Origin of the sequence: Flavobacterium agri (genome assembly GCF_013401995.1) — a bacterium.
GTDB classification, from domain to species: domain Bacteria; phylum Bacteroidota; class Bacteroidia; order Flavobacteriales; family Flavobacteriaceae; genus Flavobacterium; species Flavobacterium agri.
The window spans coordinates 406,517-432,561 of sequence record NZ_JACBJI010000003.1; the positions used below are offsets into that span (position 1 = coordinate 406,517).

Annotated in this window: 22 protein-coding genes; 11 read left to right on the plus strand and 11 right to left on the minus strand. The window is 46.9% G+C overall.

The annotated features are described in order from the left end of the window. Window positions 1-57 precede the first annotated feature (57 nt). Window positions 58-900 (plus strand): hypothetical protein, encoded by an 843-nt coding sequence (locus HZF10_RS09170; RefSeq protein ID WP_176005896.1) that lies wholly within the window; start codon window positions 58-60, stop codon window positions 898-900. Window positions 901-906: 6 nt separating this feature from the next. Beyond that, window positions 907-1,713 (plus strand): alpha/beta hydrolase, encoded by an 807-nt coding sequence (locus tag HZF10_RS09175; protein ID WP_176005897.1) that lies wholly within the window; start codon window positions 907-909, stop codon window positions 1,711-1,713. On the opposite strand, the gene HZF10_RS09180 is transcribed toward HZF10_RS09175, so the two are convergent. After that, entirely contained in the window at window positions 1,706-2,602 is an 897-nt protein-coding gene (locus HZF10_RS09180; protein ID WP_176005898.1) for an archaemetzincin, read from the minus strand. The genes HZF10_RS09175 and HZF10_RS09180 overlap by 8 nt on opposite strands. Window positions 2,603-2,847: 245 nt before the next feature. Then, window positions 2,848-4,068, minus strand: a complete 1,221-nt coding sequence (locus HZF10_RS09185) for an MFS transporter (RefSeq protein ID WP_176005899.1) — start codon at window positions 4,066-4,068, stop codon at window positions 2,848-2,850. Window positions 4,069-4,198: 130 nt separating this feature from the next. On the opposite strand from HZF10_RS09185, the gene HZF10_RS09190 reads away from it, so the two are divergent. From HZF10_RS09190 to HZF10_RS09200, 3 genes are all read left to right on the plus strand, one after another. Further along, the gene (locus tag HZF10_RS09190; protein WP_176005900.1) at window positions 4,199-4,726 is read left to right on the plus strand and encodes a GNAT family N-acetyltransferase; all 528 of its coding nucleotides are present in this window, start codon (window positions 4,199-4,201) and stop codon (window positions 4,724-4,726) included. A 515-nt stretch (window positions 4,727-5,241) separates the two neighbouring features. Further along, the gene (locus HZF10_RS09195; protein ID WP_176005901.1) at window positions 5,242-5,820 is read left to right on the plus strand and encodes a Crp/Fnr family transcriptional regulator; all 579 of its coding nucleotides are present in this window, start codon (window positions 5,242-5,244) and stop codon (window positions 5,818-5,820) included. Between the two features lie 205 nt (window positions 5,821-6,025). Then, window positions 6,026-6,766, plus strand: a complete 741-nt coding sequence (locus tag HZF10_RS09200) for an SDR family oxidoreductase (protein WP_176005902.1) — start codon at window positions 6,026-6,028, stop codon at window positions 6,764-6,766. 69 nt (window positions 6,767-6,835) lie between these two features. On the opposite strand, the gene HZF10_RS09205 is transcribed toward HZF10_RS09200, so the two are convergent. Together HZF10_RS09205 and HZF10_RS09210 are read right to left on the minus strand one after the other, a co-directional pair. Beyond that, the gene (locus tag HZF10_RS09205; RefSeq protein WP_176005903.1) at window positions 6,836-10,066 is read right to left on the minus strand and encodes a reprolysin-like metallopeptidase; all 3,231 of its coding nucleotides are present in this window, start codon (window positions 10,064-10,066) and stop codon (window positions 6,836-6,838) included. 308 nt (window positions 10,067-10,374) lie between these two features. Beyond that, the gene (locus HZF10_RS09210) at window positions 10,375-11,934 is read right to left on the minus strand and encodes a T9SS type A sorting domain-containing protein (protein ID WP_176005904.1); all 1,560 of its coding nucleotides are present in this window, start codon (window positions 11,932-11,934) and stop codon (window positions 10,375-10,377) included. Between the two features lie 78 nt (window positions 11,935-12,012). Here HZF10_RS09210 and abc-f point away from each other — a divergent pair, with 78 nt between their 5' ends. Then, window positions 12,013-13,647 (plus strand): ribosomal protection-like ABC-F family protein, encoded by a 1,635-nt coding sequence (abc-f, locus tag HZF10_RS09215; RefSeq protein WP_176005905.1) that lies wholly within the window; start codon window positions 12,013-12,015, stop codon window positions 13,645-13,647. 310 nt (window positions 13,648-13,957) lie between these two features. Here the strand turns inward: abc-f and HZF10_RS09220 are convergent, their stop codons facing one another. From HZF10_RS09220 to HZF10_RS09235, 4 genes are all read right to left on the minus strand, one after another. After that, the gene (locus HZF10_RS09220) at window positions 13,958-16,129 is read right to left on the minus strand and encodes a VWA domain-containing protein (RefSeq protein ID WP_176005906.1); all 2,172 of its coding nucleotides are present in this window, start codon (window positions 16,127-16,129) and stop codon (window positions 13,958-13,960) included. A 31-nt stretch (window positions 16,130-16,160) separates the two neighbouring features. Then, window positions 16,161-17,195 carry a hypothetical protein gene (locus HZF10_RS09225; RefSeq protein ID WP_176005907.1) on the minus strand — a complete coding sequence of 345 codons (1,035 nt, stop codon included), beginning with the start codon at window positions 17,193-17,195 and terminating at the stop codon, window positions 16,161-16,163. 2 nt (window positions 17,196-17,197) lie between these two features. After that, window positions 17,198-17,698, minus strand: a complete 501-nt coding sequence (locus HZF10_RS09230; RefSeq protein ID WP_176006076.1) for an RNA polymerase sigma factor — start codon at window positions 17,696-17,698, stop codon at window positions 17,198-17,200. A 180-nt stretch (window positions 17,699-17,878) separates the two neighbouring features. Next, window positions 17,879-18,709 (minus strand): DUF6929 family protein, encoded by an 831-nt coding sequence (locus tag HZF10_RS09235; protein ID WP_176005908.1) that lies wholly within the window; start codon window positions 18,707-18,709, stop codon window positions 17,879-17,881. 101 nt (window positions 18,710-18,810) lie between these two features. Here HZF10_RS09235 and HZF10_RS09240 point away from each other — a divergent pair, with 101 nt between their 5' ends. Beyond that, window positions 18,811-19,692, plus strand: coding sequence for a PPK2 family polyphosphate kinase (locus HZF10_RS09240; RefSeq protein WP_176005909.1), 882 nt, complete (start codon window positions 18,811-18,813; stop codon window positions 19,690-19,692). Between the two features lie 143 nt (window positions 19,693-19,835). Here HZF10_RS09240 and HZF10_RS09245 read toward each other — a convergent pair whose 3' ends face one another. Next, a complete protein-coding gene (locus tag HZF10_RS09245; RefSeq protein ID WP_176005910.1) occupies window positions 19,836-20,411 on the minus strand; it encodes a hypothetical protein in 576 nt (191 codons plus the stop codon). 283 nt (window positions 20,412-20,694) lie between these two features. On the opposite strand from HZF10_RS09245, the gene HZF10_RS09250 reads away from it, so the two are divergent. Then, on the plus strand, window positions 20,695-22,080 hold the full coding sequence (locus HZF10_RS09250) for an MATE family efflux transporter (RefSeq protein WP_176005911.1): 1,386 nt from the start codon (window positions 20,695-20,697) through the stop codon (window positions 22,078-22,080). A gap of 111 nt (window positions 22,081-22,191) precedes the next feature. Then, a complete protein-coding gene (locus tag HZF10_RS09255) occupies window positions 22,192-22,419 on the plus strand; it encodes a DUF8828 family protein (RefSeq protein WP_176005912.1) in 228 nt (75 codons plus the stop codon). A 24-nt stretch (window positions 22,420-22,443) separates the two neighbouring features. Here HZF10_RS09255 and meaB read toward each other — a convergent pair whose 3' ends face one another. Further along, window positions 22,444-23,529: a methylmalonyl Co-A mutase-associated GTPase MeaB gene (gene meaB, locus HZF10_RS09260; protein ID WP_246282525.1), complete on the minus strand. Its 1,086-nt coding sequence runs from the start codon at window positions 23,527-23,529 to the stop codon at window positions 22,444-22,446. Window positions 23,530-23,640: 111 nt separating this feature from the next. Beyond that, window positions 23,641-24,048, minus strand: coding sequence for an Rrf2 family transcriptional regulator (locus HZF10_RS09265; protein ID WP_176005914.1), 408 nt, complete (start codon window positions 24,046-24,048; stop codon window positions 23,641-23,643). A gap of 151 nt (window positions 24,049-24,199) precedes the next feature. Between HZF10_RS09265 and HZF10_RS09270 the strand changes: the two genes are divergently transcribed. Next, window positions 24,200-25,111, plus strand: a complete 912-nt coding sequence (locus tag HZF10_RS09270; RefSeq protein ID WP_176005915.1) for an AEC family transporter — start codon at window positions 24,200-24,202, stop codon at window positions 25,109-25,111. A gap of 287 nt (window positions 25,112-25,398) precedes the next feature. Further along, entirely contained in the window at window positions 25,399-26,037 is a 639-nt protein-coding gene (locus tag HZF10_RS09275) for a peroxiredoxin (protein WP_176005916.1), read from the plus strand. Window positions 26,038-26,045 lie beyond the last annotated feature (8 nt).

Here is a 26,045-nt window from a genome sequence, read left to right on the forward strand (position 1 = left end):
TTCGACACAAAAAGAGAGATGCGATTTTTTTACTTCTTTTCAATAGGTTGTATTTTTGTGACCAACGTACTTTTTGCCCAAGAGACGGCGAACCATAAAGATCCGAGTCCGGAAGCCATCGCATTTCTTTCAGAAGTTGACAGTCTGGGTTGTATGAAAGACACGATAGGCGTCATTCGGATTTTGGAAGATTTTGAAAAGACTTTCCCGTATGAAGGGCTTATAACCAGGACAAACCAAGCACTTGCCCGTTTATTTGCGGCTAAAGGGATGTCTCTTAAGGCTGTCGAGAAGCTCGAGTACATCCTCGACTATAAGCCTGAAACCAAAATTTATGGGCGCAATCTCGATTCTTGTTCGACCATTTTCGGTCCGTATTACGGTTGGATGGATAGTAAGTTCAACGTGAGTACGACATTGGTATCGTTATATATCAAGAATAAGGATCTCGAGAAAGCAGCCGATATTTTAAGAAAAGCCGAAACGGAATATTTCCCACCTTACGATTGTGGAAATGCGATAGATATGCGCATGTCTGAACTGGATGTCGTAAAAGCAGATTATCTGATAGCAATCGGAAATCAGAAAAAGGCACTAGAAATATTGTTTAAGAATTTTTCTAACGGGGATGCCTCCATGAGTGTGTTCCGTAAACTAGGGCAGATTCTTCTAATGTCGTATACATCTGCTGAAATCGCCTCCGAAATAGAGAAAGGAATCCGTAATTCCAAAATTTCAGAGAAAGACGATTACGGAGCATCGGTAAGCATGTCCCTTTTTGGATATGAGATAAGCATCAGGATGCCGGTCAAATGGGGAAATATTCGAAAAAACGTAAAATTCCATCCGCGGTTGTTACTTTTGGCTGGAAATGAGGCCGAATATGCTTCCCGTTATTAATCTGTTATGCGCAAACTCCGTATTTTCCTATATGTGATCGTCGGGCTGCTTACCTTGCATGTTTCGGTATTGACAGTTTTGTATTTTTTCCAGGAAAAGCTGATTTTCCACGCGCCCGAAAGGCTTGCCGCCGATTACAAATTCGATTATACATCTTCTTTCGAGGAAATCAACATCGCGACGTCGGGCAACGTTTCGCTAAACGGATTGCTGTTTCACGCCCAAAAACCCGCGAAAGGTCTTGTGTTTTACCTACACGGAAACGGCGGTTCGCTCGAAGGTTGGGGTTATATGAGCGAAGTTTACACCAAATTGGGATACGACCTGTTCATCCTCGATTATCGCAGTTACGGAAAAAGCGGCGGCGATATCACGAGCATGGACGAATTCCTAGAAGATGTACGAACGGCATATAAATACATGGCAAAGCGATATCCCGAAGACGAAATAACCGTTGTCGGATTTTCGATAGGAACGGGTCCGGCGGCTTGGCTTGCGTCTGAAGAACATCCGAAAAACCTGATTTTACAAGCGCCTTATTACGATTTGGCTTCGGTGGCGATCAAGCGTTTTCCGATGGTTCCGATGTTTTTGCTTCGGTATAATTTCACGACTTCCGATTACCTCAAAAACGTGAAATGTCCGATTTACATGTTCCATGGTACGGCCGATAAGGTCGTCGTTTATGAGAATTCGGTAAAAATCAAGGCCGAAAATCCCAAAGTAAAATTCTATTCGATAAAAAACTTAGGTCATATCCGATTTAACGACGATCTGGAATATCAATCCCGACTGGCTGAAATCCTCAATTAGGAAAACTATTCAGGTCTTTGGCAAGTAAAGCTGTGTCGAGTCCGTTCGATTGGGTGAAAGCGACCAACATTTCAAGTCTTTTCGTATTGTCGTACCCCAAATTCCAAGTGAATTTCTTTTGGCAATCGCTGCACAAACGGTTCGGGCTGACGTCGGTCTCGTCCATATTGTTGCTGCCGTTCATCACGCATTTGGCGAATTGGCAATGCTTCACGGAAAGCATGTGCCCGATTTCGTGAGAGGAAACGTTGATAAGCCGCCTCAGGCAGAGCTTGAAATTCGATTGCGAAAGATATTCGTCCTGCAACCGGTAAACAGAACTGACACCGATGCGATCCTTATACGACGCCTGCCCGAAAACGTAATTCCAGTCCTCGTCGGGATACAGGTCTTTTTCCGAAATCGCCATGAGCGCCATCGCATCGTCGGGAACGGCGGGAAGCAACATTTTTTTGAGGATATGGCCCGTAAGCAATTGTTCGTGCCCGGAATTCTCTCGTCTTGCATTTGGCGGAATATACGCGTCCGAAACAGGCGGAAGGACAACCGTTTTGCGTTGGAAAAAAATCTCGAGATAGTCGCGCGTCAATCCGATCGCTTTCATCTGCAAAGACGTGAATTCGCCAAGCGGTTGCAGGTAAATTACCGATTGTTCGGAATTTGGACTGAAAGGACGCTCCGAAATATAGTCGTCAAAAGATTGTTTTTGCTCGTGATGATGATAACGCCATTGTCCGTATAAAGGTTCGGGAAGCGCTTCGTCATTGGCTTTGATCGCTTCGAAATACGCGAGGTCTTTTTCGGAAAACCGATTTTTCTCGCCAAGTTCTTTTTTGTCGGAACAAGCCACGATAAAAAATGACAACGCCAAATACATCAAATTTTTCATATCGGTAAGGTTAGGATTAACCAAAACGGAAAAACCTTGCGCGTTCGTGTGATGCGAGGAAGATTAGCCGCGAATTCCACGAATTGACACAAAGCATTGGTGAAATTAGTGTCATTAGTGGCTATATTTTTTCGGCCACGAATTCCACGAATTGGCACGAAACATTAGTGAGATGGTGTCATAGTTTAGCCACGAATTGACACGAAATATATTAGTGAAATTAGTGTCATTCGTGGCAAACCCAATCACCGTATGTCCTTCACGAATTTTACTAGAATCGAAATCGCCACCCCAAAAATCGCCACAAACGCAAACGAATACCTCAAACTCGATTGTTCCGCTATGTAACCGATGACGGGCGGACCGGTCAAAAATCCTAGAAAACTTACACTCGTCACGACAGTCAAGGCCGCGCTTGTCGGAACATCGGGATTCGAACCGGCGATACTGAACACGATCGGGAAAATCATAGAAACGCCTATACCGACGAGCATGAACGAAAAAGTGGCCGGAATCAGGAACGGAAATGCGACCGAACACGCCAATCCCAATGAAACCGTGACACCGCTTGTGATCAGGATTCTTCTTCGTCCGAATTTGGCTACGAGTTTGTCGCTTAAGAATCGTCCGCAAGTCATCGTGATCATAAAAGCCGAATAGCCGACCATGGCCAAAGCACCTTTCGCATTCACGACTTCTCGAAAATAGACGCCGCTCCAATCGTACATCACGCCTTCGCTCGTACGGCAACAGAACGCGATCACACCAAGCCAGATCAAAACGCCTCCGAACGTGGCAAAAAATCCTGCCTTCGGTTGATCGGTGCGCGGTTTGGCCTTGACGAGATATTTATAATTGAACAAAACCAACAGGCAGACGATAAAGGCCGTGAATCCGAAATGGACCGCGGGCGAAAAGCCGAATGCGTTCATGCCCATTCCCGTCAACGCTCCGAAAAAACCCGCAAGGCTCCACGAACCGTGAAACGAACCCATGATGGGCTTTGGGAAAAGTCCTTCGGCGTAAACCCCTTGCGTGTTGACCGAAATGTTGCAGAAATTACCTGCAATCCCGAACAATACGAGCGAAAGTGCCAATTGCCACGAAACCTGCGAAAGTCCTAACAAGCACAGTGAGGCCACGTACAGCAAAAGCGAGATGATCGATATCTTTATGCTTCCGAATTTGGTGACGGTTTTTCCCGAAATCGGCAAGGCGATCAATTGTCCGATGGGAATTGCGAACAAAATCGTACCGAGTTCGGCTTCGCTTAAATCGAGATTGCTCTTGATATCGGGAATACGGCCGGCCCATGACGCGAAGGTGTAACCCATTCCGAAGTAGAACATGGTCACGGCCCAACGCATACGGTTCAGGTACGATTGCTTGGCGTTGCGGAACGACTTTTTGTACTTGGGTTCAGGAAGTATCTTGTCGAGGAAGTTGCTGTAGTCTATTAACGGCATGCGCGTGGCTTTTTGCAAATTTAGGCAATCGGTTTTTTAATGACGTGGGATTTGGTAAACCTCAAAGGTTTTTAAAACCTTTGAGGTTTCTCCCTGCAATTTCAACATTCTAAAATCTGTATATTTGGATATGAAAACTTCCATAGAAACCTCAAGACTACTGCTTCGACCGTTACAGCCGTCCGACGACGCGGGTATGTTCGCACTCGATTCCAATCCGAACGTACATCTGTTTTTGGGCAACCAGCCTGTGAAATCGATAGAAGAAAGCCAGAACGTGATCGCTATCATCACCAAACAGTATGTCGATAACGGGATCGGTCGTTGGGCCGTGACCGACAAATCGTCGGGCGAATTTTTGGGATGGGCCGGACTCAAACTTGAGCGCAACGTGAACGGACGCGAGACTTTTTACGATTTCGGATACAGGCTTCGCGAGGAATTCTGGGGCAAAGGTTACACGACCGAAGCCGGTAAGGCTTGGATAGATTACGGGTTCAACGAAATGAAACTTCCCGTCATCAATGCGTTCGTGGCGGCCGGAAATGCGGCTTCGCGTCGGGTGCTCGAAAAATGTGGGCTTCAACATACCGAAAATTTCCTGTACGATGACGGACCCGAATGTTGGTATGAAATCAGGCGTTCAGACCAATCGTGACTTTTATGCAAGAGAAATTGGAGCGTCTGAATGGTTTGGAACTGCACGATTGTAGCGTTGAAAGTCTGCAGATCGGATTTTCCGATAAAATCATCTCGATAAGTATCGATAAAGGTGACGGTTCTTTGTTGACTTTGAATTTTATGGGATTTCGCAATTTTTCGTTTGAAGGTCAACAGTCGTTTGAGGATTTAGAAATTTCAAGCGCTAATTTTTCGATTCGAGAGAATGCGTTTTATGCCGAGTTTGTATTCCTGTTGGGATTTGGATTACCGTCTTGTAGTTTGAAGTTCGCTTTCGCAGATTATCAAATTTTTGTCTGACGGATTTAAATTTTAACACAAATGACAGAAAATCTGTTTTGGACCAAACGGTATATCCCATACTTTTAAACCTAACAGGTTTCCAAAACCTGTTAGGTTTAAACCGCATTTTAAGGGTCATCATGTCGTAACCAGATTTCCTAAATTAGCTATGGTCAATTACAATACGAAAGACGAAACAACCTTCAATCCATGCTTCATATTTTCCACGATTACCTGCACGCCAAGTTCCCGATTACCGAACAGGAATTCGCGCTTATCGAGCAGGTAGCCATACAGCGCAGACTTCGTAAACGCCAATACTTGCTGCAGGAAGGCGACGTGTGGAAATACGACGCTTTCGTATGTAAAGGTTTGATGCGCACTTATCGCGTAGACGACAAAGGCCAGGAACACATCATACAATTCTGTCCAGAAAATTGGTGGACGGGCGACCGACAAAGTTACGTCACGGGTGAACCCGCACGATACAACATTGAAGCTTATGAGGATTCCGAAGTCATTTTGATTCCAAAAGCCGATTTTCGCGAAATCCGCATGAAAATTCCGGCGCTCAACAATTTCATATTCGATCTGCTCGAACGCAGTTTCATCGCGTTACAGAACCGCGTCAATTCGAACATCATGCACACGGCCGAAGAAAAATACGCCCAATTCCTCAAAACCTATCCCGATATGAGCAACCGAGTGCCTTTGCACATGATAGCCTCTTTTCTGGGCATCACACCCGAAACCTTGAGCCGTGTCAGAAGCCATCAATTAAAAAAATAATAGCTATAGATCAAAAGACTTTTATTAGTGCCATTCGTGTAATTCGTGGCTAAGATTTACAGCCTTGACATTTGTCAAGGTTTTTTTATGCCTTTTATCAATGGAAGGACACGACGTTCCGACCCAACTTTGTAACTGTAAATCAGCGACATCTAAAGCCGATTTCAAAACAAAAAAAAGGATAAACAATTAAAAAATTAAAGTCATGTCACATCTAACACAAAAATCAGCAATCGTAACCGGAGGAAGCCGCGGAATAGGAGCAGCAATCGTAAGAAGACTAGCCCAAGACGGCGCAAACGTAGCCTTCACCTATTTAGGAGGCGAATCTCAAGCACTCGAATTGGCGAAAGAAATAGAATCTTTGGGCGTAAAAGCCTTGCCGATCAAAGCCGACAGCTCAAACGAGAAATCACTTTCGGAAGCCGTAAAGAAAACCGTATCCGAGTTCGGAAAACTAGACATTCTGGTCAACAACGCCGGCGTTGCCATCATGGCGCCTCTGGATGAATTTTCGATCGAAGATTTCGACAAGACCTTCGCGATTAACGTCCGTGCGCCTTTCATCGCCATCAAAGAAGCGGCAAAACACTTGCAACGTGGCGGGCGCATCATCAATATCGGAAGCATCAACGCAGACCGCATGCCGTTTGCGAACGGAGGCGTGTATGCGATGAGCAAGGCAGCCGTCCAAGGTCTTACCCGTGGATTGGCTCGCGATTTGGGCCCGCTTGGCATCACGATCAACAACGTGCAACCCGGCCCGGTAAATACCGATATGAATCCAGAAGACGGACCTTTCTCTGCCGTTCTGAAACCGTATCTGTCGGTAGGTCGTTATGGGCAACCGAGCGAAATCGGGGCATTGGTCTCTTTCCTCGCCGGACCTGATTCAGCCTACATCAACGGTGCGAGCCTTGATATCGACGGAGGTTTCGGAAATTGAGAAATCAGTTTTAAGTAAAAAAGAACAGCCGGATGTGAGTCCGGCTGTTTTTATTTTTAAGTTGTCGCATCAATTCACGATAAACCGTTTTACGCTGCGTCGGTCTTCGTGTTCCACTTCGATCAGATAAACGCCGGCCTCGACGTTGAGGTTCACGGTCTGCAAAAGGATACCGCCGCCGGAAACCGTTTTCTTTTCGAAAATACGTCGGCCTCTCATGTCGTACACCCTGAAATCGAAATCGCCATTATAGCCGTTGAGCTGTATCGTGAAGCTGCCGTTGTTCGGATTCGGATACAAAACAAAGTCGATAGGTTGGTCATCGCGTACCGACAAAGCTGGCTCGATGCTGCACAGGTTCAACGACCACGAATTGATGAAACCTCCGTCTTCGGGATATTCGTCGTAAACCTGCAAAGCCCATTGCCCTGCACTGTTTTCACCAATAAGGTTGGCCAATGGAGTTTCAGGTCTAAAAGCCCCGTTGATTACAGGCGTTCCGTTGCAATTGAGCGTCGCTCCGTTGTCATCGAATGTAGCCAATACATCGTCCGCATCGCCACACACATGACTGAACAGGTGAATTTCCGTTCCCGTCGGGCTGATAAGCGTCACGGCCATATCGGTCACCCAAGTATGGGAAATATCCATGGAAACGGTCGCTTTCTGTATTTCGAACGATTCGCTAAGATTCAGGTAACCCGCAACGGTGATTTCTTCGCTGGCCGGAATTTCCACGGGCACATCGACGGCCGCAAAATCGTTACACTCGAGTTGCCCCGTCGTAAATTGCAATGCCGTACTGAACGAGCCTTCGCAAGCCGCATTTTTTGGTTTGACTCTCCAATAATAAATCGTGGCTTCCGAAAGCCCGGAAAACGTATAAGAATTCGAGGTCACGGTTGCCGAAGCGACAATGTTCGCAAAAGCCGCATCGGTCGCGATTTGTACGTCATAAGCCGAAGCGTTCGGATCGGCATTCCAGGTCATCGTATCGGTGGTTGCGATCCCGACGGCAAGATTGGCGGGTTCGTTAAGTGTAAGGTTAGTGAAATTCGGACTAAGCAAATTCAGATAGACGGTAGCCGTTTTGACGATGCTTCCCGAAGTTCCCGTAATCGTAAGGGTATAAAATCCGATAGGAGAAGTCACAGTGTTTGCAATCTGGAGCGAAACGATACCGTTGGAATTTGTCGAAGTCGGATTAAAAGTCGCCGTCGCATTTGCCGGAAGCCCGCCGATCGTGAAATTCGTCGTACCCGAAAACCCGGCCACGTTGGTATAATCTAAAGTATACGTGACATCCGTTCCCTGACACGCATTGAGACTTTGGCCTTGAGCCGCCAAAAGGAAAGTTGCCGTCGGAGCCGTTATCGCGAAATTCTGGTTCGAAACGTCGTAAAAGATGTTACCGTGACCGCGCACCATCATGCGGTTGGCTGTTCCCGGAAGATTGGGCACGCTGATGGTTTCCGATCCGTCGTTCGGCACGTTTTCTGCCAATACGATGTTGAAATTCAAACCGGCGTTGGTCGACATCAAAATATCGACTGTCGGCGTATTGACGCCATTTGCGGTCGTTCCGGCCACGTTCCAGGTCACGTTTTGGTTCGAGGCGGCCTGCCAACTTAAAGCCGAACTAGGTGAAGTGACCACAAACGGACCGGCTGCGCCCGCTACATTCACTTTCATGAAATCGGTAGTCGATTCGCCACCGTTCAGGTGATTGTCGCGTACCGTAAACGCAAAATTGTATTCACGTCCGACATTCGAAATCACTTCCCACGTAGGCGTGAGGTTATTGGCCAAAACGTCCGACAATTGGGGCAGGTAACGCACGGGAACATCGGTCAGGACCTGCGGTTTGAAATTAGGCCCGTTAGTAGAAGTCGCGGCCGGCGGTTGGGTCGAGATTTCCCTGTCGTATTGTTCCCAAGTATACGTCAAGGCATCGTTGTCGGCATCTGTGGCCGAACCCGTAAGGATAAAAGCCGTGCCTTTCGGAATCGTGTAGTCGCTTCCCGCATTCGACGTCGGACGCGCGTTGTTGTTGCTTGTCACTGCGGCGCAGCTTCCGCCGTTGCCGTTGATCGTATTGCGGATCTGGGCGATGCTTCCCGCAAAAAATTGGGCGTTCGAATTGTTTTGGATATTCGGCGGACAAATTCCGGCATACGCCATGATCGAACTTCCCGAACCCGGTTCGTACGACCAGTTGTTGTCTCGGTTGCCGCCGCACGAATTGTTGAACGTGTGCGCCGCTCCGAACTGATGACCCATTTCGTGTGCGACATAATCGATGTCGAACGGATCGCCTACAGGTGCGCCAAGTCCGGTCGCGCCGAATGCTTTGGCACCTTCGGCACATGGTTGTCCGCCGCCTAGTCCGCCGCCAGAAGTTCCGACGCCGTGCCCAAAATCGTAGTTTTCGGTTCCGATGATATCGTCCATGGTGGCTTGTGTTTCGTTGATCAACGCGCCAACATCGTCATCAGTAAGATTGTCCGTATCGACGAAAATCACGTCTTCCTCGTTCGGAATCAATTGCAGGAAAACCGACAGATCGCGTTCGAACATAGAATTGACACGCGTTATCGTGATGGTGACCGCCGCCAAAACCGCTGCTTTCTTTTCGGCCAAAGTGCCAGCCTCGACACCTGCAGCTGCAATGTGGAAGGCCGAAAATTCGACCGTTGTTACGATTCCTGTGCGATAGGTGCGGTGCACGCCGTTGTCGAGTGGAAGGGCGTTGATGTCTTCGATGCGCAGTTGGGGTTGTTCGTCTGTCGTGAGGCAGGTAAAACTTCTCATCGAAGTCAGGCCTTGACGCGCGTACGAAACATAATATTGGCCGTCGTTCGAATACGGATCGATGTAAGACGTGCCGTCGTTGGCCGCCAACGTCATCGTATGAAGGCCGAAAATCGTGACGCTGAAGCGGATGATTGACGATTTGTTCTCTATACCTTGTCCGATATACGATTTGATATCAGGATGTTTCGCCGCGAGATCAGGATGCATAACGGGCGCTTCCCAGATGCGGAAGTGTTGGACGTTTCCGTCGCTGTCCGGGAAAGGAAGCACAAGATTTGATGTTTGGCTGCGCATAGGAGCGTTTGACAATGCCAGTTTAAAAGCATCGAGATCCAATTTGAAGAACTGCTGTTTCTGCGGAATGGACGTCCGCTCTTTTTTGCCCGATTTGGAGGCTTCGCGTTCATCGGCTTTGCGCCAGAACTCCTGGGCGAAACCGGTAGCGAACGAAAGCAGCATCAGCATTAAAAATAGAAGTTTTCTCATAAGGTAGTTGTTTATACTAAGATAATCAATCTGGTTTATTGGTGTCCGGGATAATCAAATCTCAAAGAAAGCATCTATGCCATTTTTTGAAGAATTCTTCAATTATAAGGGAGACGTCTATGGCTACGAATCGGCAATAGCACTCATTGGATTTAGTTTTGACGAAATAAACTTCCGCGATGGCTTATGTCTAACTCCCCGAAAATAAAGCATCTGTCCGAACCCCTAGAAAAGCGGAATGAAGTTCGTCCATAATTTTAACGACGACGGCGATTTTTAAACGTGGAATGATCTCTATAATCCCGAAATTAAGGAACGATGATTTTTTTCGCAATTGACTTATTGTCGATGCTTACAAAATAAAGCCCCGATGTAAGATTCAGGCGAATGCCGTTTTCTTCGATTCGAACGGAATGTACCGATTGTCCGCGCATGTTGTAAATCGTCAGGTCTTTCCCGGCGAAATCGTCGATGTTTTTAAACGTCAGCACGCCATCCGAGAATATATAATCAGCCGCACCCAAAACGTGTTCGGGTGTAGACAAAAACGGGCTTTCAATCGCGCCGCGGTCGACAACACCTTGTTGGATCCGTTCGTTTCCATTTAAATCCAACGTATTGTAGCCGGCAATCAAATATGTCGCGTTTCCAGAATTTATGCCCGGCGAAGAAGAAGTCAGCGAATAGTCAAATGCCGACGAGTCAAATGGCGCGCCTGCTAAACTTCCCGGATTTGCAAAAAGCGGATCGGTAAAAACATTATTCGTTCCGGTCGGCAAACTTCCAGACAATATATTGTTCGCGGTATAGTTGGTAGACGGTAATTGATAAGCGCCTGAAGTATGATTGTCGTAAATGATGCAATTTCTAAAATGCGCGCCATTATTCAACGTCCTGATTCCAGGATACAACATCGCATCGGGTGTCGTGCTTTTGTTATGACAGATCGTATTGTTGACCAGATAACAACTGTTTGCGTTTGGCGGACTGATGCTCATCAAGGTACCATAGCTTCCGCCAAATTGGTTGCCGACAACCAGACAGTTCGTCATTTTAAAAGTCTGTGTCGGGCCAACGCCGATAATGCTGTACGACGTTGCGGCATTTCCGCAAAATACCGTACGGTCGATTATAAGGTTCGGTCCGTCAAAGCTGATTGCTGCGCCCGAACGCGATGTGTTTCCGACAAATTTACATTTGATTAAAGTGATATTAGAGCCCGAAACATTCGAAGCGTAAATCGCTCCGCCGCCGTAATCAAAATTCGAGTTATACAAAAATTCGCAATTTTCGAAATTCACATCGGATTGGTCGATAAAGAGTCCACCGCCGTAGCCGTATGCGTAATTGTCGTAAAAAATACAGTTTTTGATCGTGATTATTCCCGGATTGTCCTGAATGAAAGCGCCCGCGCCTTCAGAACCGTCATTTTGATTGTATCCCGAAACGATTCGAAAACCATCCAACGTAATTCCGATTGTGATGTTTTCGATTTTCATGACTTTGTAACTGTTGTCATTATTGTTTCCCAGCGTTCCGATATCGCCCGACAAAGTCGTTGGCGCCGTTGCAATATTTCGCTCGGACAGCATCGTTTCGGTTCCCGCAAATCCCCCGTAGAGATTAACGCCGTTTTTCATGACGAATGACGCAGATCGTGAAGTTCCCGGCTTGTATGTTCCGGTCGCGGCCCAAATCTCATCTCCTGCAATAGTAGCGCTTATGGCAGCTTGAAGACTTGTAAACGCATTTACCCAAGTTAACCCATTGCCGTTGCCGGTCGCCGAAGCGTTGACATAATATCGCGTAGCGTGACTGTTACTGGAAAAAAGCAGCATCGCTGCGAAAAGGAGTAATTTTTTTTTCATCGAAATTTATTTTGCAGCCAAATATATCAAAATTCATGATGCTACAATTATCTTTGCGCCTTCAAAAAAACAGATACTATGATTACGGTCAACGATATAGCCGTGCAATTTGGAGGCACGACACTTTTTAGCGACGTCACGTTTTCGATCAACGAGAACGACAAAATCGCGCTTATGGGCAAGAACGGAGCGGGAAAATCGACGCTTCTCAAAATCATTGCGGGCGTGAACAAACCGAGTTCGGGCACTATTTCTGCGCCGAAAGAAGCCGTGATCGCGTATTTGCCACAGCATTTGCTTACCAAGGACGACGCGACGGTAATGGAAGAAGCGTCGAAGGCATTCGCCGAAGTGTTCCAGATGAAATCGGAAATCGACAACATCAACGAACAATTGACGGTGCGCACGGATTACGAAAGCGATGAATACATGAAACTGATCGAACGCGTTTCGGAACTTTCAGAGAAATTCTATTCGATTGAAGAAGTCAATTATGAGGCAGAAGTCGAGAAAGTTTTGAAAGGATTAGGATTCGAACGCGAAGATTTCACACGTCCGACTTCTGAATTTTCGGGCGGATGGAGAATGCGCATCGAACTTGCCAAAATCCTGCTTCGCAAACCCGATTTGATCCTTCTCGATGAGCCGACGAACCACATGGACATCGAATCGATCCAATGGCTCGAGGAGTTTTTGGTGAATTCGGCCAAGGCGGTTATCGTGATTTCACACGACCGCGCTTTCGTCGACAACATCACGAATCGTACGATCGAGGTCACGATGGGTCGCATTTACGACTACAAAGCCAAATATTCGCACTACCTCGAACTCAGGAAAGACAGACGCGCGCATCAGCAAAAAGCATACGAAGAACAACAGAAAATGATTGCCGAAAACACCGAATTCATCGAGCGTTTCAAAGGCACGTATTCGAAAACGCTTCAGGTGCAATCGCGCGTCAAAATGCTTGAAAAGCTTGTGATTGTTGAGGTTGATGAAGTCGATAATTCGGCTTTGCGCTTGAAATTCCCGCCTTCGCCACGTTCGGGCCAATATCCGGTCGTGGTAAACGAACTCAAGAAAAGTTATGGCGACCACGTGGTTTTCAAAGATGCGAACTTGGTTGTGGAAAGAGGCCAGAAAGTCGCTTTCGTAGGCAAGAACGGCGAAGGAAAATCGACGATGATCAAAGCCATCATGGGCGAAATCGACTACGACGGCGGAAAAATGGAAATCGGGCACAACGCCCAAATCGGATATTTCGCGCAAAACCAGGCGTCGCTTTTGGACGGTGAGCTCACGGTTTTCGAAACGGTCGACCGCATCGCATTCGGCGACATCCGTACCCAAATCAAAAACATTTTGGGCGCGTTCATGTTTTCGGGAGACGACATCCAAAAGAAAGTGAAAGTGCTTTCGGGTGGCGAAAAAACGCGTCTGGCGATGGTAAAACTATTGCTCGAACCGGTCAACGTACTGATTCTCGATGAGCCGACAAACCACCTCGACATGAAAACCAAGGACATCATCAAAGACGCTTTGAACGATTTCGACGGCACGTTGATCCTCGTTTCCCACGACCGCGATTTCCTCGACGGATTGGCGACAAAGGTTTTCGAATTCGGAAACAAGCGCGTAAAAGAGCACTTTGAAGACATCAAAGGCTTTTTGGCACATAAGAAAATGGAGAATCTGAGAGAGATTGAGAAGTAAAAACAGTACTTCTTAATACTTCGAAATTTGAAAAGGATGGCTTTGGTCGTCCTTTTTTGTTGGAAAAAGAAAAGGACGGTAAAATCCGTCCTTTCCAGCTAAACCAACTTTTAACCCAACTAAAAATGGTACTGACGTGATCAAAAAAAGCGCCCGGCACGGTTTAGGATTTTCTTCGAGCAAGCACCGAACCGGACGCCAAAATCAATAATCACTAATTCGTTATTTTCTATTTTCATTGTTTATTATTTATTGATATGGCCGTCATTTCGGAACACATAGCATAAAGAATAACAATAAAAAATAAAAACTAATTCTTTGCATAACCCAACGTCTGTGCGCTTTCCACCAATCGGATGAATTCTGCGCGATAACCGTCGGCGTCTTTCGAAAGCCCTTGTTTCGCGAGTTTTTTGATGTCTTCGGTCGAAATGTTCGAGATCAGTTTCGATTCGCGGAGCTTGAGTCCGAACCAAGCCACGGCGGTTGCGAATTGCATGTCGGCCGAAGCTTTGGCGATTTCCTGCGATGTCGTTCCGATCACGTGTACCATTTCGGTACTCTTGTCGCCATCGGGCTTTTTATATCGGAATTTCACGGTCGCGAGTTCGTCGGTAAACTTCGGATCGACGTTTTTCTGATCGGTGTATTTAAGGTTCGTCGATTCGTTGAAAAATTCGCTTTTCACGCCTTGCGGAATGATTTCGTACAAAGCCGTGACGTTGTGTCCGCTGCCGAGTTCGCCCGCATCGATCGCATCGTTCGTGAAATCTTCGGGGCGCAATTTTCGGTTTTCGTATCCGATAAGACGATAACTCTGCACGTGTTTCGGATTGAATTCGATCTGGATTTTCACGTCTTTCGCGATCGCGTACATCGAACCGTTGAATTCCTTGACCAAAAAGCGGTTCGCCTCCTGGATGTTGTCGATGTAGGCATAATTCCCGTTTCCTTTGTCGGCTAAAATTTCCATTTTGGAATCTTTGTAATTGCCCATTCCATAGCCTAAAACAGTCAGGAAAACTCCCGATTTGCGCTTTTCCTCGATCAACGTTTCCATATCCGAATTCGAGGATGCGCCCACGTTGAAATCGCCGTCCGTAGCCAAAATCACGCGGTTGTTGCCGCCTTTTATGAAGTTCTCGGACGCGGTTTTGTACGCTAGCTCGATTCCCGCGCCACCGGCCGTGCTTCCTCCGACTTCGAGATTGTCGAGCGCGGCGATGATCTTGGCTTTTTCGCTTCCTTTTGTCGGAGGCAAAACCATTCCTGCGGCTCCGGCATAAACCACCATCGACACTTTGTCTTCGTCTCGCAATTGGGCTACGAGCAGTTTCATCGAAGCTTTGAGAAGCGGCAGTTTGTTGTAGCTCGACATCGAACCCGAGACGTCGATCAGGAATACGAAGTTTGACGATGGCAGATTGTCGGTCGGGATGTTTTTGCCCTGAAGCCCGATCTTGACGATTTTGTTGTTCGCGTTCCAAGGACAATCGGCAATTTCGGTATTGATCGAAAACGGATGCTCACCTTTAGGCTGCGGATAATCGTATTTGAAGAAGTTGACCATTTCTTCGACTCTCACGGCATCTTTGGGCACTTTCTGGCCGTTGTTCAAAAAGCGGCGTACATTGGTGTAAGAAGCGTTGTCGACGTCGATCGAAAATGTCGAAAGCGGTTCGTTTTTGGGGCTTGTGAACGCGTTTTCTACAAAGGAATCATAATCTTCGTCGTTAGGTTCGACCGCATTCTGAATCTGATAAGCGCCAGATTTAGTGTTGACGACAATTACACCATTTGCACCTTGCTGGCCGTAAAGGGCCGTTCCTTGAGCGCCTTTGAGCACGTTCACGTTGTCGATCTGGTCGGGAGCGAGCTTTTGGTATTCGGCTGTCGAAGCGACTTTCCCATCGATCACGACCAAAGCCTCGTTGTTTTGCGTCAATGAACGATTGCCGCGCAATACCACGCGAGTGCTCGAATTGACGGCAGAATTGGTCGTATTGACTTTTACACCCAAAGCTTTTCCTTGAAGCGCCATGACTGCATTTGGGGCCGGTTGGGCCGATTTGTCTTTTTTGGATTCGGTTTGCTCTCGTTGTTTATAAGGCTTGCTGTCGTAATCGTCATCGGCTTGGCTTTGTACTATGACTTCACCTAAAGTCTGGACGTCTTCTAGCAATATTACGTCGATGGTGTTCGTCTTGCCCACGCGTATCTTTTGGGTTTTGTAGCCGATGTAGCTGAAAATCAAAATGTCGCCTTCTTTGGCTTCGATGGAATACATGCCGTTCACATCGGTCGAGACCGTTGTTTTTCCGCCTTTGACATTGATACTGACGCCTGGCAATGCACCCGATGCGTCGGTTACTCTTCCTGAAATGATTTTGGAAATGTGCAGTTCTGTGTTTCGGTTTCCTGCAAAACACAGGAAACTTATGAGCATGGCTACGCCCAACGAAACGATTTTGAGTTGTTTCATGATATTGTTTGTTACTTAAGGTTATTGAAAATTATTTCTGCTTTGCCGCCGGTTTTCCGTTTTTGGTCGTGATTACGATGACACCGTTTTTCCCTTTGTCGCCAAATCGTTTCAAGGCTTCTTTTCCGGTGTAGATTCTTGTCGTCATGCCTTCTTCCTGCAGGTTCAGAGGCGCATAAGGACTCGTTGGCGTCGCCCCGAAAAGCGAATCTTCGCTGTATTCGGTTCCGTTGATGATATAAAGCGGCTCTTTGAGGTAAAATACCGTATCGCGTTCGGTGGGTACAGATTCCATCATTTCATTGAGTTTGGAATCGTATTCTTTTTGGGTTTTGGCCACGAGCGGTTTGCCGTCTACGATGAGCAGAGGTTTTTGTTTGCCGGCGGGCATTTGCGTTTTGGTTTTTTTGGTTTCGGTTTGGTTGTCTTCGTCCGATGTCACGATGTGCGCATCAAAAACCCGTCCTTTTGCCATGATGCCTTTGGTACGCGATCGTTTGAACATTTCTTCTGAATTGTCGTCGCGGTCGCTGTCTTCTTTTTCTGCTTTATGCATTTCTTCCTTGGCGTCTGCCACGACAACCGATTTCATAGCCGGTGCGCTCATTTCCATTGCTTGACGGTGTGGTGTGGCAACTGGTTCGGTTGCCGTCGAAAGGCTTTGTTCTTCCGATCGCGCCACGATGGGCTGGGTTTCGAGTTGCCTTTTCAAAATAGTGCCCGCGTCTTTTTTTATTACCGAAGATGTATCTATCGGAGCCGATACGACATCGCTTTGGCGTTTGATTTCCGGCATTTTGTTGGCCTTCACCACGAATGTTTTCCCGTTATTTTGGGCAGGCGTTTCGGTTTCGGCCTTGAACAACTGATAACCCAACGACACAACTGCCACGACCGAAGCCGCCACTGCCCATTGTTTCCATTTCTTGTTTTGCTTGGTAAGCACTTTGTTGTCGAGTTTGTCCTCGACGCGCGACCAGACCGATTCGAGTGCGGGAAACTCCTTCGACTCGGAGTTGTCGGCCGCCTGTTTTATCTGTTCGAAAATTTTATCCTGATTCTCCATCGTCATTTTGCTTGTTGGTAATAGTAGTTGTTCACCAATTCCTTGAGTTTGGTTTTGGCCACGTTGAGTTGCGATTTAGACGTGCCTTCAGAAATCGAAAGCATATCGGCAATTTCCTTATGGCCGTAACCTTCTATGACGAACAGGTTGAAAATCGTTCGGCAACCTTCGGGAATCAATGTCACCAATTTGAGTAAGTCTTCTTCCTCGAGCGCATTGTGTTGCACGTTGTCGGCCACCTTGATGCTTTTTTGGTCTTCGAGGTACAAGTTGAAATTTACGTTGCGACGCAGTTGCTGCAGGCACATATTTACCGTTATCCGACGTGCCCAGGCTTCGAAAGCGCCGTTTTCCTTGAGTTGGTCGAGTTTGGTGAAAATAGTGTAAAAGGCGTCCGCCAAGGCTTCTTCGATCTCTTCTTCCTTTTTGAGATACCTTTTACACGTACGGTACAACTTGGGCGCCATCGCGTCGTACACTTGCCGTTGTGCGTCGCGTTGCATCCGGCGGCAGGCTTGTATGAGAGTATCGTTGATCACGTCGTTGGCTTTTTTAATATAGATAGCGGAATCGTGGAAAAGGTTGGAATTGTTTTTTATTTTTTATTGATGTTATTCATTTGAGCCTGTTTTCGTGGAGGTTATGGTATAGTCTGGGCCAATAAAAAATGACAATAAAAATAATCAATACGACATTTTCAACAAAAAAATCCCCGATTCCATCCCGTCCGTATCGTTGTCTTCGCACAAAAAGAATGAGATTTCATTGTCCGATTTCGAATATAAGGCCAGGCCTTCGAATTTCTGTTTGTCGGTAATCTGTTCGGAAAACACGACTTGCATCGTTTCGAAATCTATTTTTCCGATAAGGCTTCCCAAAACCTCTCCGTCCTCATAAGTCGAATTGGTGTCTTCGGCCGTGGCGAGGAACCAAATTGTGTCGTCGATCAGGATGGCGTCGGTAAAACTCGTCGTGACATGTTTGATTTTGGGCAATTCCATCGGCAGGTAGTTCACTTTAGAGAACTTCCCCAAACTTCCGATGATTTTGAAAATCCCGTTGTTTCCGCCGCTTCCGTTTCCTCTTTGGAAGAAAAACCACGCATCGTCGGTTGCAAAAGCGCCTTCGAGGTTGAAATTGTCGGCATCGATTTTCGAAACGTGGCGCATTTCGGCATACAAATCCGATAGGTCTTGATTCGTGATTTCCTTCGTTTTCACATCGACGACGCTGACCGCATTGCGTTTGTCGGTCGAACCCGAACCGAACAGATAAAGTTTGCCGTCTTTTTGGGCTACGGCTTCAAAATCGGGCTTGTGTTTTTTGGGAATGTTCTCGAGCGTTTGCGAATCGAACAGTTTGATTTTAGACAGAGTTTGGTCTTTCGTTCGGAATTCGTACAGATAACCCGCGTTGTCCGAAGCGATGAATACCGAACCATCCGCGTAAAACAGGCCGGATGCCGAACCGATTCCGACGATGTGGTACAGGAGTTCGAGTGAGAAGCGTTTCATCAGGATGCGGATTGGGTTTGCGGTACATCCAAATTTACATTCAAAATAAGGTTATCACACTTTAAATCCGTAATTTTCTTATGACCAATCCATTCGCAATTATGAAAGATATTTCCGCATCCGATTTCAGAGTGACTTCTTCTGTTCAATTGTCGGCCATTCCGACAGTATTCGACCTCAAATCGGACGAAGACGCGACAGAGGAAGCGCTCGCCGAAATCCGCGACGATTTGAGCAAGATCCAGGACAAGATGTACGCCCATAACAAATACGGCGTCTTGATTTGCCTTCAAGGTATGGACACTTCGGGAAAGGACAGCCTGATTCGCGAAGTGTTCAAGGAAATCAATCCGCGAGGCGTGGTCGTGCACAGTTTCAAGACGCCGAATTCGACCGAACTCGAACACGATTACCTGTGGCGGCATTATCTCGCGTTGCCCGAAAAAGGCAAGATGGCCGTATTCAACAGGACGCACTATGAGAACGTTTTGGTGACGCGCGTGCATCCCGAATACATCCTCAACGAAAACATTCCGGGAATCGGATCGGTAGGCGATATTGACGAAAAGTTTTGGGAACACCGCATGGAATCGATCAACCAATTCGAGAAACACATTTCGCGGAACGGCGTGATCGTGCTCAAGTTTTTCCTGCATCTTTCGAAAGAAGAGCAACGCGAACGGTTGTTGAGAAGATTGGAAGAAGAGAAGCACAACTGGAAATTCTCTCCAGGAGACTTAAAAGAACGCGCGCTTTGGGACAAATACCGCGAATGTTACCAGCTCGCGATCAACGCCACGTCTAAAGAAAACGCGCCTTGGTTCGTGATTCCCGCCGATGATAAGGCTTCGGCCCGTTATATCGTCGCAAAAATCATCCTTGACGAACTCAAAAAATACAAAGACATCCAACATCCCGAACTCGAAGACGAGGTAAAGGAAAACATGACGTCCTTCCGCAAACAGCTTGAGAGCGAGAAATAAGTTAGCCACGAATGGCATGAATTTCATTAATTAAGTATTGAGTGAATTAGTGAAATTTGTGCCATTCGTGGCTTAAATCCAAAACAGAAACGCCTCCCGAGATCGAAAAAGGAGGCGTTTCCAAATAATATAGTGTTTTGAGCTTATAACCTGAATCCGTAGGCGAAGCGCAACGCGATCTGATGGTTCCCGTCGCGGAAAGCGTCATTCCTGTATCCGGGGAAATCCGAATAATATTCATAACGCACACTCACGTCGAAATATTTGTTCGCCCACCCGATACTTGGCGACAAAATCGCGGTAGTGTCGTCGTAATCTCCGGTAACGGCGAATCCGGCTCCGGCTTCACCCATCGCATAGAACTGGTCTTCCCACCAAAAAGCCTTGAAACCGGCTTTTACGGGAATGAATCCTAAGTCGTCAACATCTACGCCGTCTACTTCATTTCCGAACAGATGCGTATAACCGGTGGTCAATGTGACTGAATAACGTTTCGAGAAGTCGTATTGAAGTCGTACGTCTGCGCCCAATCCGAATCCGTAAGGATCTTCGAATACATAACCGGGAGCGATCCCGAATCCGAGTCGGAAACCTTTGTCGTAGTTGGCGTCTTCGGCTGGTGTGGTCGTTACGCCCGCGCTCTGTGCCGACATTGCCGTCGTAAAGAAGAACACGGCAACGGCGGTAAGCAATAGTGATTTGATTTTGATCGATTTCATGATGCAAGTGTTTAGGTTTAACATTTGGAGGCAACGTTGTGCCGGTTTAGTGAATCAAATATAGAATCGGGGTTTTTGAGCGTGTTTACATAGTTTTCAGATAATTTTATATACCATTTCCGACAAATTTTGAAAGCCTTAATCCATAAGGGTTTAGATGTGATTAAGGATTTTAAGAATTGTTCATGCTTGTTATCATACTTAACATTTTTTAACATATTACACGCCATTTGGCCGCGATATTTCGGTTTGGTCGGTCTACCTTTGCTTTCGAAAATCAGCTATGTCACTCGCTACTTATACAAAAGAATTTTCCCAAAACATCAAATTGGCGTATCCCGTCATTTTGGGCATGATCGGTCATACATTGATCCAAATCGTAGATAAATTGATGGTCGGGCGTTTGGGTTCGGCAGAATTGGCGGCTGTGTCACTTGGAAACAGCTTCATCTTTATCGCAATGTCTATCGGAATCGGATTCTCTACTGCAATTACGCCGATCGTGGCCGAAGGCGATGCCGCGAAAGACGACGGCCAGGTGCGTTCGGCGTTCCATCACGGGCTTTTCCTGTGTACGGTTTTGGGTATCTCGATGTTCGCGATCGTGTATTTTTCGAAACCGCTGATGCATTTCATGGGCCAGCCCGAAGAAGTCATCGTCTTGGCCGGACCGTATCTCGATTGGGTGGCATTTTCGCTTATTCCGATGATCGTTTATCAAGGATACAAGCAATTCGCCGACGGCATGTCGCTGACCAAATTCTCTATGTATGCGATCGTTTTGGCCAACATCATCCACGTACCGATCAACTTCGTGTTGATTTACGGCATCTGGATTTTTCCGAAAATGGGAATCGTCGGGGCGGCGATGGGAACGGTCATATCGCGTATCGTAATGGTTCTCGTGATGCACTTCATGTTGTCGCGCAAAAAAGAACTCGACAAGTATTTCCACGGGTTTTCGTTTTCGGAACTCAAGAAAAGCGTCATCAGGAAAATAATCGCCATAGGCGGACCTTCGGCCATGCAGATGTTGTTCGAAGTCGCGCTGTTCACGGCTTCGGTCTGGTTGTGCGGAAATTTGGGCAAGACGAGTCAGGCGGCTAACGAGATCGCGTTGAGTTTGGCGACGCTTACTTACATGTTCGCGATGGGATTCAGCGTCACGGCCATGATCCGCGTAAGCAACCAGCGAGGGTTCAACGATTTCAGGAAACTGATTGTCGTGGCGCGTTCGGTATTTTTGATCACGATTCTGATCGAGACGGTGTTCGCGTTGCTGTTCATCGTTTTCCACGCGTACCTGCCTCAATTTTTCCTCGATACCGACAACGGTTTGCAGGCACACGACAATCTTGAAGTCATTTCAATTGCGTCCGAATTGCTCATCATCGCCGCGCTTTTCCAACTTTTCGACGGCGTCCAGGCCGTGGTTCTCGGCGCTTTGAGAGGCGTACAGGACGTAAAGATTCCGATGTACATTACGTTTGTCGCGTATTGGGTTTTCGGATTTCCGATTTCGTTCTATCTGGGGCAATTCACGAAACTCGGCGCTTTCGGCGTTTGGATCGGTTTGCTCGCCGGATTGGCCGCAGCCGCCATATTTTTGTATCTTCGCTTCAACTTTGTGACGCAAAAACTTGTAAAAGAAGAGTTGGTGGATAGATAAGGGATTGACGGATCGCAGATTTTCAGATCGACGGATGAATGTCGGTCTTAGGTCTGATATCTGAAAATATACCATCTAAAATCTGCTGATCTCCAAATCAAATTCTCAAAAATGGAACTTCCTAAATTCTTGCTCGGCGACAATACCGATCATCCGGACGATATCTTCATCATCCACCTCGATTATCCGCGATTCATCATCAATCTCAAAGACGACGAGATCGAGATCATTGACGACATAGACGACGAGGAAGAGGAAGAGCTTCAGGAAGAAATGGAGAATCTGGTAAAGCTTGCCAACGAATTCTACGACCGCGAGATCGAGCGTTACGAAGAGTAAAGGCTTGATGCTGGCGTGCTAAAGTTATTTCCCCAAAAACAGTTTGAGTAATTCCTGGGCGGCCGAAAAAGGAGAGAGGCGGTGTTCCATGACGTTTTTTCTGGTGTTGTCTATCGTCGAAGCCACTTTTCCGTCGTTGTAAAAATTCAGTTTCAACTGCTCGTTTATCGCTTCGTGCATCCATTCGAGGTTCTGTTCGCTGCGACGTTTTTCGAAATAGCCGTTTTCTTTCGTCAGAGTTAGATAAGCCGAAACGATTTCCCAGATTTCAGGAATCCCGTCTTTGGTGATCGCACTGCAAGTGAGCGCGGTCGGCATCCAGCCCGAGCTTTTTTGCGGAAAATAATGCAGGGCGCGCCCGAATTCGGTTTTGGCGAGTTTCGCTTTTTTGATGTTGTCACCGTCGGCCTTGTTGATCACGATCGCGTCGGCCATTTCCATAATGCCGCGTTTGATGCCTTGCAATTCGTCTCCGGCGCCTGCAATCTGAAGCAATAAAAAGAAATCCGTCATACCGTGAACGGCGGTTTCCGATTGCCCGACGCCGACAGTCTCGATGATGATCGTATCGAATCCGAAAGCTTCGCAAAGCGTAATGGTTTCTCGGGTTTTGCGCGCCACGCCACCCAAAGTTTCGCCCGAAGCCGAAGGTCGGATGAACGCATTTTTGTCTTTGACCAATTCTTCCATCCGCGTTTTGTCGCCCAAAATGCTACCGTGCGAAAGCGAGCTGCTGGGATCGACGGCGAGTACGGCTACTTTTTTTCCTATACCTGTCAAATACTTTCCGAACGCTTCTATAAAAGTGCTTTTGCCGACGCCGGGCACACCCGTAATCCCGATCCGAACCGAATTGTTGGCTTTGGGAAGACAGGCCGAAATCACTTCGGACGCTTTTTGCTGATGTTCGGGATTCGTGCTTTCCACAAGCGTGATCGCGCGGCTCAAAGCAGTGATGTTTCCGTCGAAAATACCGTTAATGAGGTCTTGGGCCGATACGCTGCGCTGTCGTTTGGATACGAGATTTCTAGCCGCTGACGAACTGACCGCTTCAGGTTGGTCGACCCCGTTAACTTCGGTAAGTGCGGATATGTTCTTTTTTGCGGTCAAGGATAGGTTTCGTGTGTTGTTTCGGTAAATATAGGAACAATCCCGCGGCCAAAAAAAATCCCGAAACATCGTTCCGGGATTTCACCAAATTTAAATAAATGTGTTATGCCGTCAGAAAGTATCCGAGAAGTTGAGCAACGACACCTCGCTGAGCTGTTTGCTGATGTTGTTGTTCAAATCGTCGTAAAGGTTCTGCAGGTTTTGGTTGATGCTTTTCCCCACAGGACATTCCTGATTCGGCTCGTTTTTGGAATAGCCCAAAGTAACGTGGTCGAACGTGATCTTGAAGATGTCATCGAGCGTAATGGTATCGGCCGCACGCAACAGACGCGTTCCTCCGTTTTTACCTTCGCGGCTTTCCACGACGTCGTTTTTCTTAAGGTTGGCGATTTCCTTACGAACCAAAACCGGGTTCATGTTAAGGCTGTTGGCGATGAATTCCGAAGACAGGAATTCGTCCTTATGCTTCGAAAGCAAAGTAAGGATATGGAGCGTTATAGCGAATTTACCTGAAATCATTCTGTAATATTTATGTTTGCGAAAATACGGCGAAGCGTTTGCCGTTAATCGAGAGGTGGTCTAAAATTTCGTTAAAATCGATGAAATGCGTTAAATTTTAAGTAGTCGATAGTTTCTGTTTATTGGAAATGAAAGCGTTACTTTTGTCGCGATGGAAAGTATTTTACTGTTGTTCATTTGTCTTGGAGTTGGTGTCGCCTTGCAATTCGCAAAAGCGTTTCCAGCCAACAGCCATCAGGTGTTGAACCAATTCGTGATACACATTTCGCTACCGGCTTTGGCGCTGTTTTACATACCTAAAATCCAGATTTCGAGCGAACTGCTTTTCCCGCTCGGCATCGCCTGGATCGGGTTTTTACTGTCATGGATTTTCTTCGCGACTTTAGGACGCTTGTTCGGATGGTCCAGAAAACTCACCGGATGCCTTATTTTGCTTTCGGGTTTGGGCAATACGTCTTTCGTCGGATTCCCGATAATAGAGGCTTTGTACGGCAATAAAGGATTGCAGACGGCGATCATCGTCGACCAACCGGGTTCATTTATGGTCATGGCGACTTTAGGCATAACGGTGGCGGCTATGTACTCGAGAGGCGTGCCGAGTGCGAAGGCCATCGCGATGAAGATTGCGTTCTTTCCGCCGTTCCTTGCTTTTGCGGTCGCGATATTGCTCAATTTGATCCACACCGATTTTCCCGACATGCTGCAATCGGTTTTCCAAAAGCTCGGAAATACCGTAACGCCCATAGCTTTGGTCGCCGTCGGACTGCAACTCAAATTAGGTGAACGCAGCAAACATTGGTCGTTTTTGGCACTCGGACTTTTCTTCAAACTTTTCATGACACCGGCTTTTTTCCTGTTGCTTTACAAAATGGCGTTCGACCAAAGCGGCCTGTCGATCGATGTCTCGATTATGGAAGCTGCGATGGCGCCCATGATTACCGCTTCGGTATTGGCCTCAAGCCACGGCCTCAAACCGAAATTGAGCAATATGATGATCGGTGTCGGAATTCCGCTGTCGTTTTTGACGTTGGCTTTTTGGTATTGGATTTTGGGTGGGATTTGAGATTTGGAAATGCTGATTAGTAAATAGTGATTGGTGAATTCGCAGTGATCAAGAATGTAATCGCAAGAGCCATATCAACCCATATTACAATCTACTATTCACTATTTACCAATCACTACTTACTAATCACTACTTACTAATCACTATTTACTAATCACTATTTACTAATCACCATTCACCAACTAAAACGTTTTCGTTCCCAATTACCACAATTTTAACGCAATCAACGACTTAGCCCGGTTTTTAAATTACCTATCTTTAAAGTGAACCTGATAAACACTTACGATATGGCATCTCTACGCTTGGGCGACATCGCGCCCGATTTTACCGCAATAAGCACCGAAGGCACAATAAATTTCCACGAATGGCTCGGTGATTCCTGGGCGGTTTTCTTTTCGCATCCGGCGGATTTTACGCCAGTTTGTACGACAGAACTCGGCACGGTCGCCAAATACATTCCCGAATTCGAGAAACGCAACGTAAAAGTCATCGCGCTGTCTGTTGACAATATCGACTCGCATTACCAATGGGTGAAAGACATCAACGAGACACAAGGCACTACAGTCAATTATCCGATCATCGCCGACGAGACCAAACAGGTTGCGCTCTTATACGATATGTTACATCCGAATGCGAGCGAGAATTTCACGGTGCGTTCTGTATTCATCATCGGACCCGACAAGAAAATCAAGCTCACGATGACGTATCCGGCCTCGACCGGACGCAATTTCGACGAATTATTACGCGTGATCGATTCGCTCCAGCTTACGGCCTATCATCAAGTGGCGACACCGGCCAATTGGAAAGACGGGGAAGATGTCGTGATCGTTCCCGCCGTATCCGACGAAGACGCGTTGCAGAAATTCCCAAAAGGTTACAAATCTGTAAAACCGTATTTGAGACTCACGCCACAACCCAACAAATAAATCTTGAA

Coding starts and splice junctions, on each gene's coding strand:
- HZF10_RS09175 (WP_176005897.1), top strand. CDS start 907: ATGCGCAAACTCCGTATTTTCCTATATGTGATCGTCGGGCTGCTTACC.
- HZF10_RS09180 (WP_176005898.1), bottom strand. CDS start 2,602: ATGAAAAATTTGATGTATTTGGCGTTGTCATTTTTTATCGTGGCTTGT.
- HZF10_RS09185 (WP_176005899.1), bottom strand. CDS start 4,068: ATGCCGTTAATAGACTACAGCAACTTCCTCGACAAGATACTTCCTGAA.
- HZF10_RS09190 (WP_176005900.1), top strand. CDS start 4,199: ATGAAAACTTCCATAGAAACCTCAAGACTACTGCTTCGACCGTTACAG.
- HZF10_RS09195 (WP_176005901.1), top strand. CDS start 5,242: ATGCTTCATATTTTCCACGATTACCTGCACGCCAAGTTCCCGATTACC.
- HZF10_RS09200 (WP_176005902.1), top strand. CDS start 6,026: ATGTCACATCTAACACAAAAATCAGCAATCGTAACCGGAGGAAGCCGC.
- HZF10_RS09205 (WP_176005903.1), bottom strand. CDS start 10,066: ATGAGAAAACTTCTATTTTTAATGCTGATGCTGCTTTCGTTCGCTACC.
- HZF10_RS09210 (WP_176005904.1), bottom strand. CDS start 11,934: ATGAAAAAAAAATTACTCCTTTTCGCAGCGATGCTGCTTTTTTCCAGT.
- abc-f (WP_176005905.1), top strand. CDS start 12,013: ATGATTACGGTCAACGATATAGCCGTGCAATTTGGAGGCACGACACTT.
- HZF10_RS09220 (WP_176005906.1), bottom strand. CDS start 16,129: ATGAAACAACTCAAAATCGTTTCGTTGGGCGTAGCCATGCTCATAAGT.
- HZF10_RS09225 (WP_176005907.1), bottom strand. CDS start 17,195: ATGGAGAATCAGGATAAAATTTTCGAACAGATAAAACAGGCGGCCGAC.
- HZF10_RS09230 (WP_176006076.1), bottom strand. CDS start 17,698: ATGCAACGCGACGCACAACGGCAAGTGTACGACGCGATGGCGCCCAAG.
- HZF10_RS09235 (WP_176005908.1), bottom strand. CDS start 18,709: ATGAAACGCTTCTCACTCGAACTCCTGTACCACATCGTCGGAATCGGT.
- HZF10_RS09240 (WP_176005909.1), top strand. CDS start 18,811: ATGAAAGATATTTCCGCATCCGATTTCAGAGTGACTTCTTCTGTTCAA.
- HZF10_RS09245 (WP_176005910.1), bottom strand. CDS start 20,411: ATGAAATCGATCAAAATCAAATCACTATTGCTTACCGCCGTTGCCGTG.
- HZF10_RS09250 (WP_176005911.1), top strand. CDS start 20,695: ATGTCACTCGCTACTTATACAAAAGAATTTTCCCAAAACATCAAATTG.
- HZF10_RS09255 (WP_176005912.1), top strand. CDS start 22,192: ATGGAACTTCCTAAATTCTTGCTCGGCGACAATACCGATCATCCGGAC.
- HZF10_RS09265 (WP_176005914.1), bottom strand. CDS start 24,048: ATGATTTCAGGTAAATTCGCTATAACGCTCCATATCCTTACTTTGCTT.
- HZF10_RS09270 (WP_176005915.1), top strand. CDS start 24,200: ATGGAAAGTATTTTACTGTTGTTCATTTGTCTTGGAGTTGGTGTCGCC.
- HZF10_RS09275 (WP_176005916.1), top strand. CDS start 25,399: ATGGCATCTCTACGCTTGGGCGACATCGCGCCCGATTTTACCGCAATA.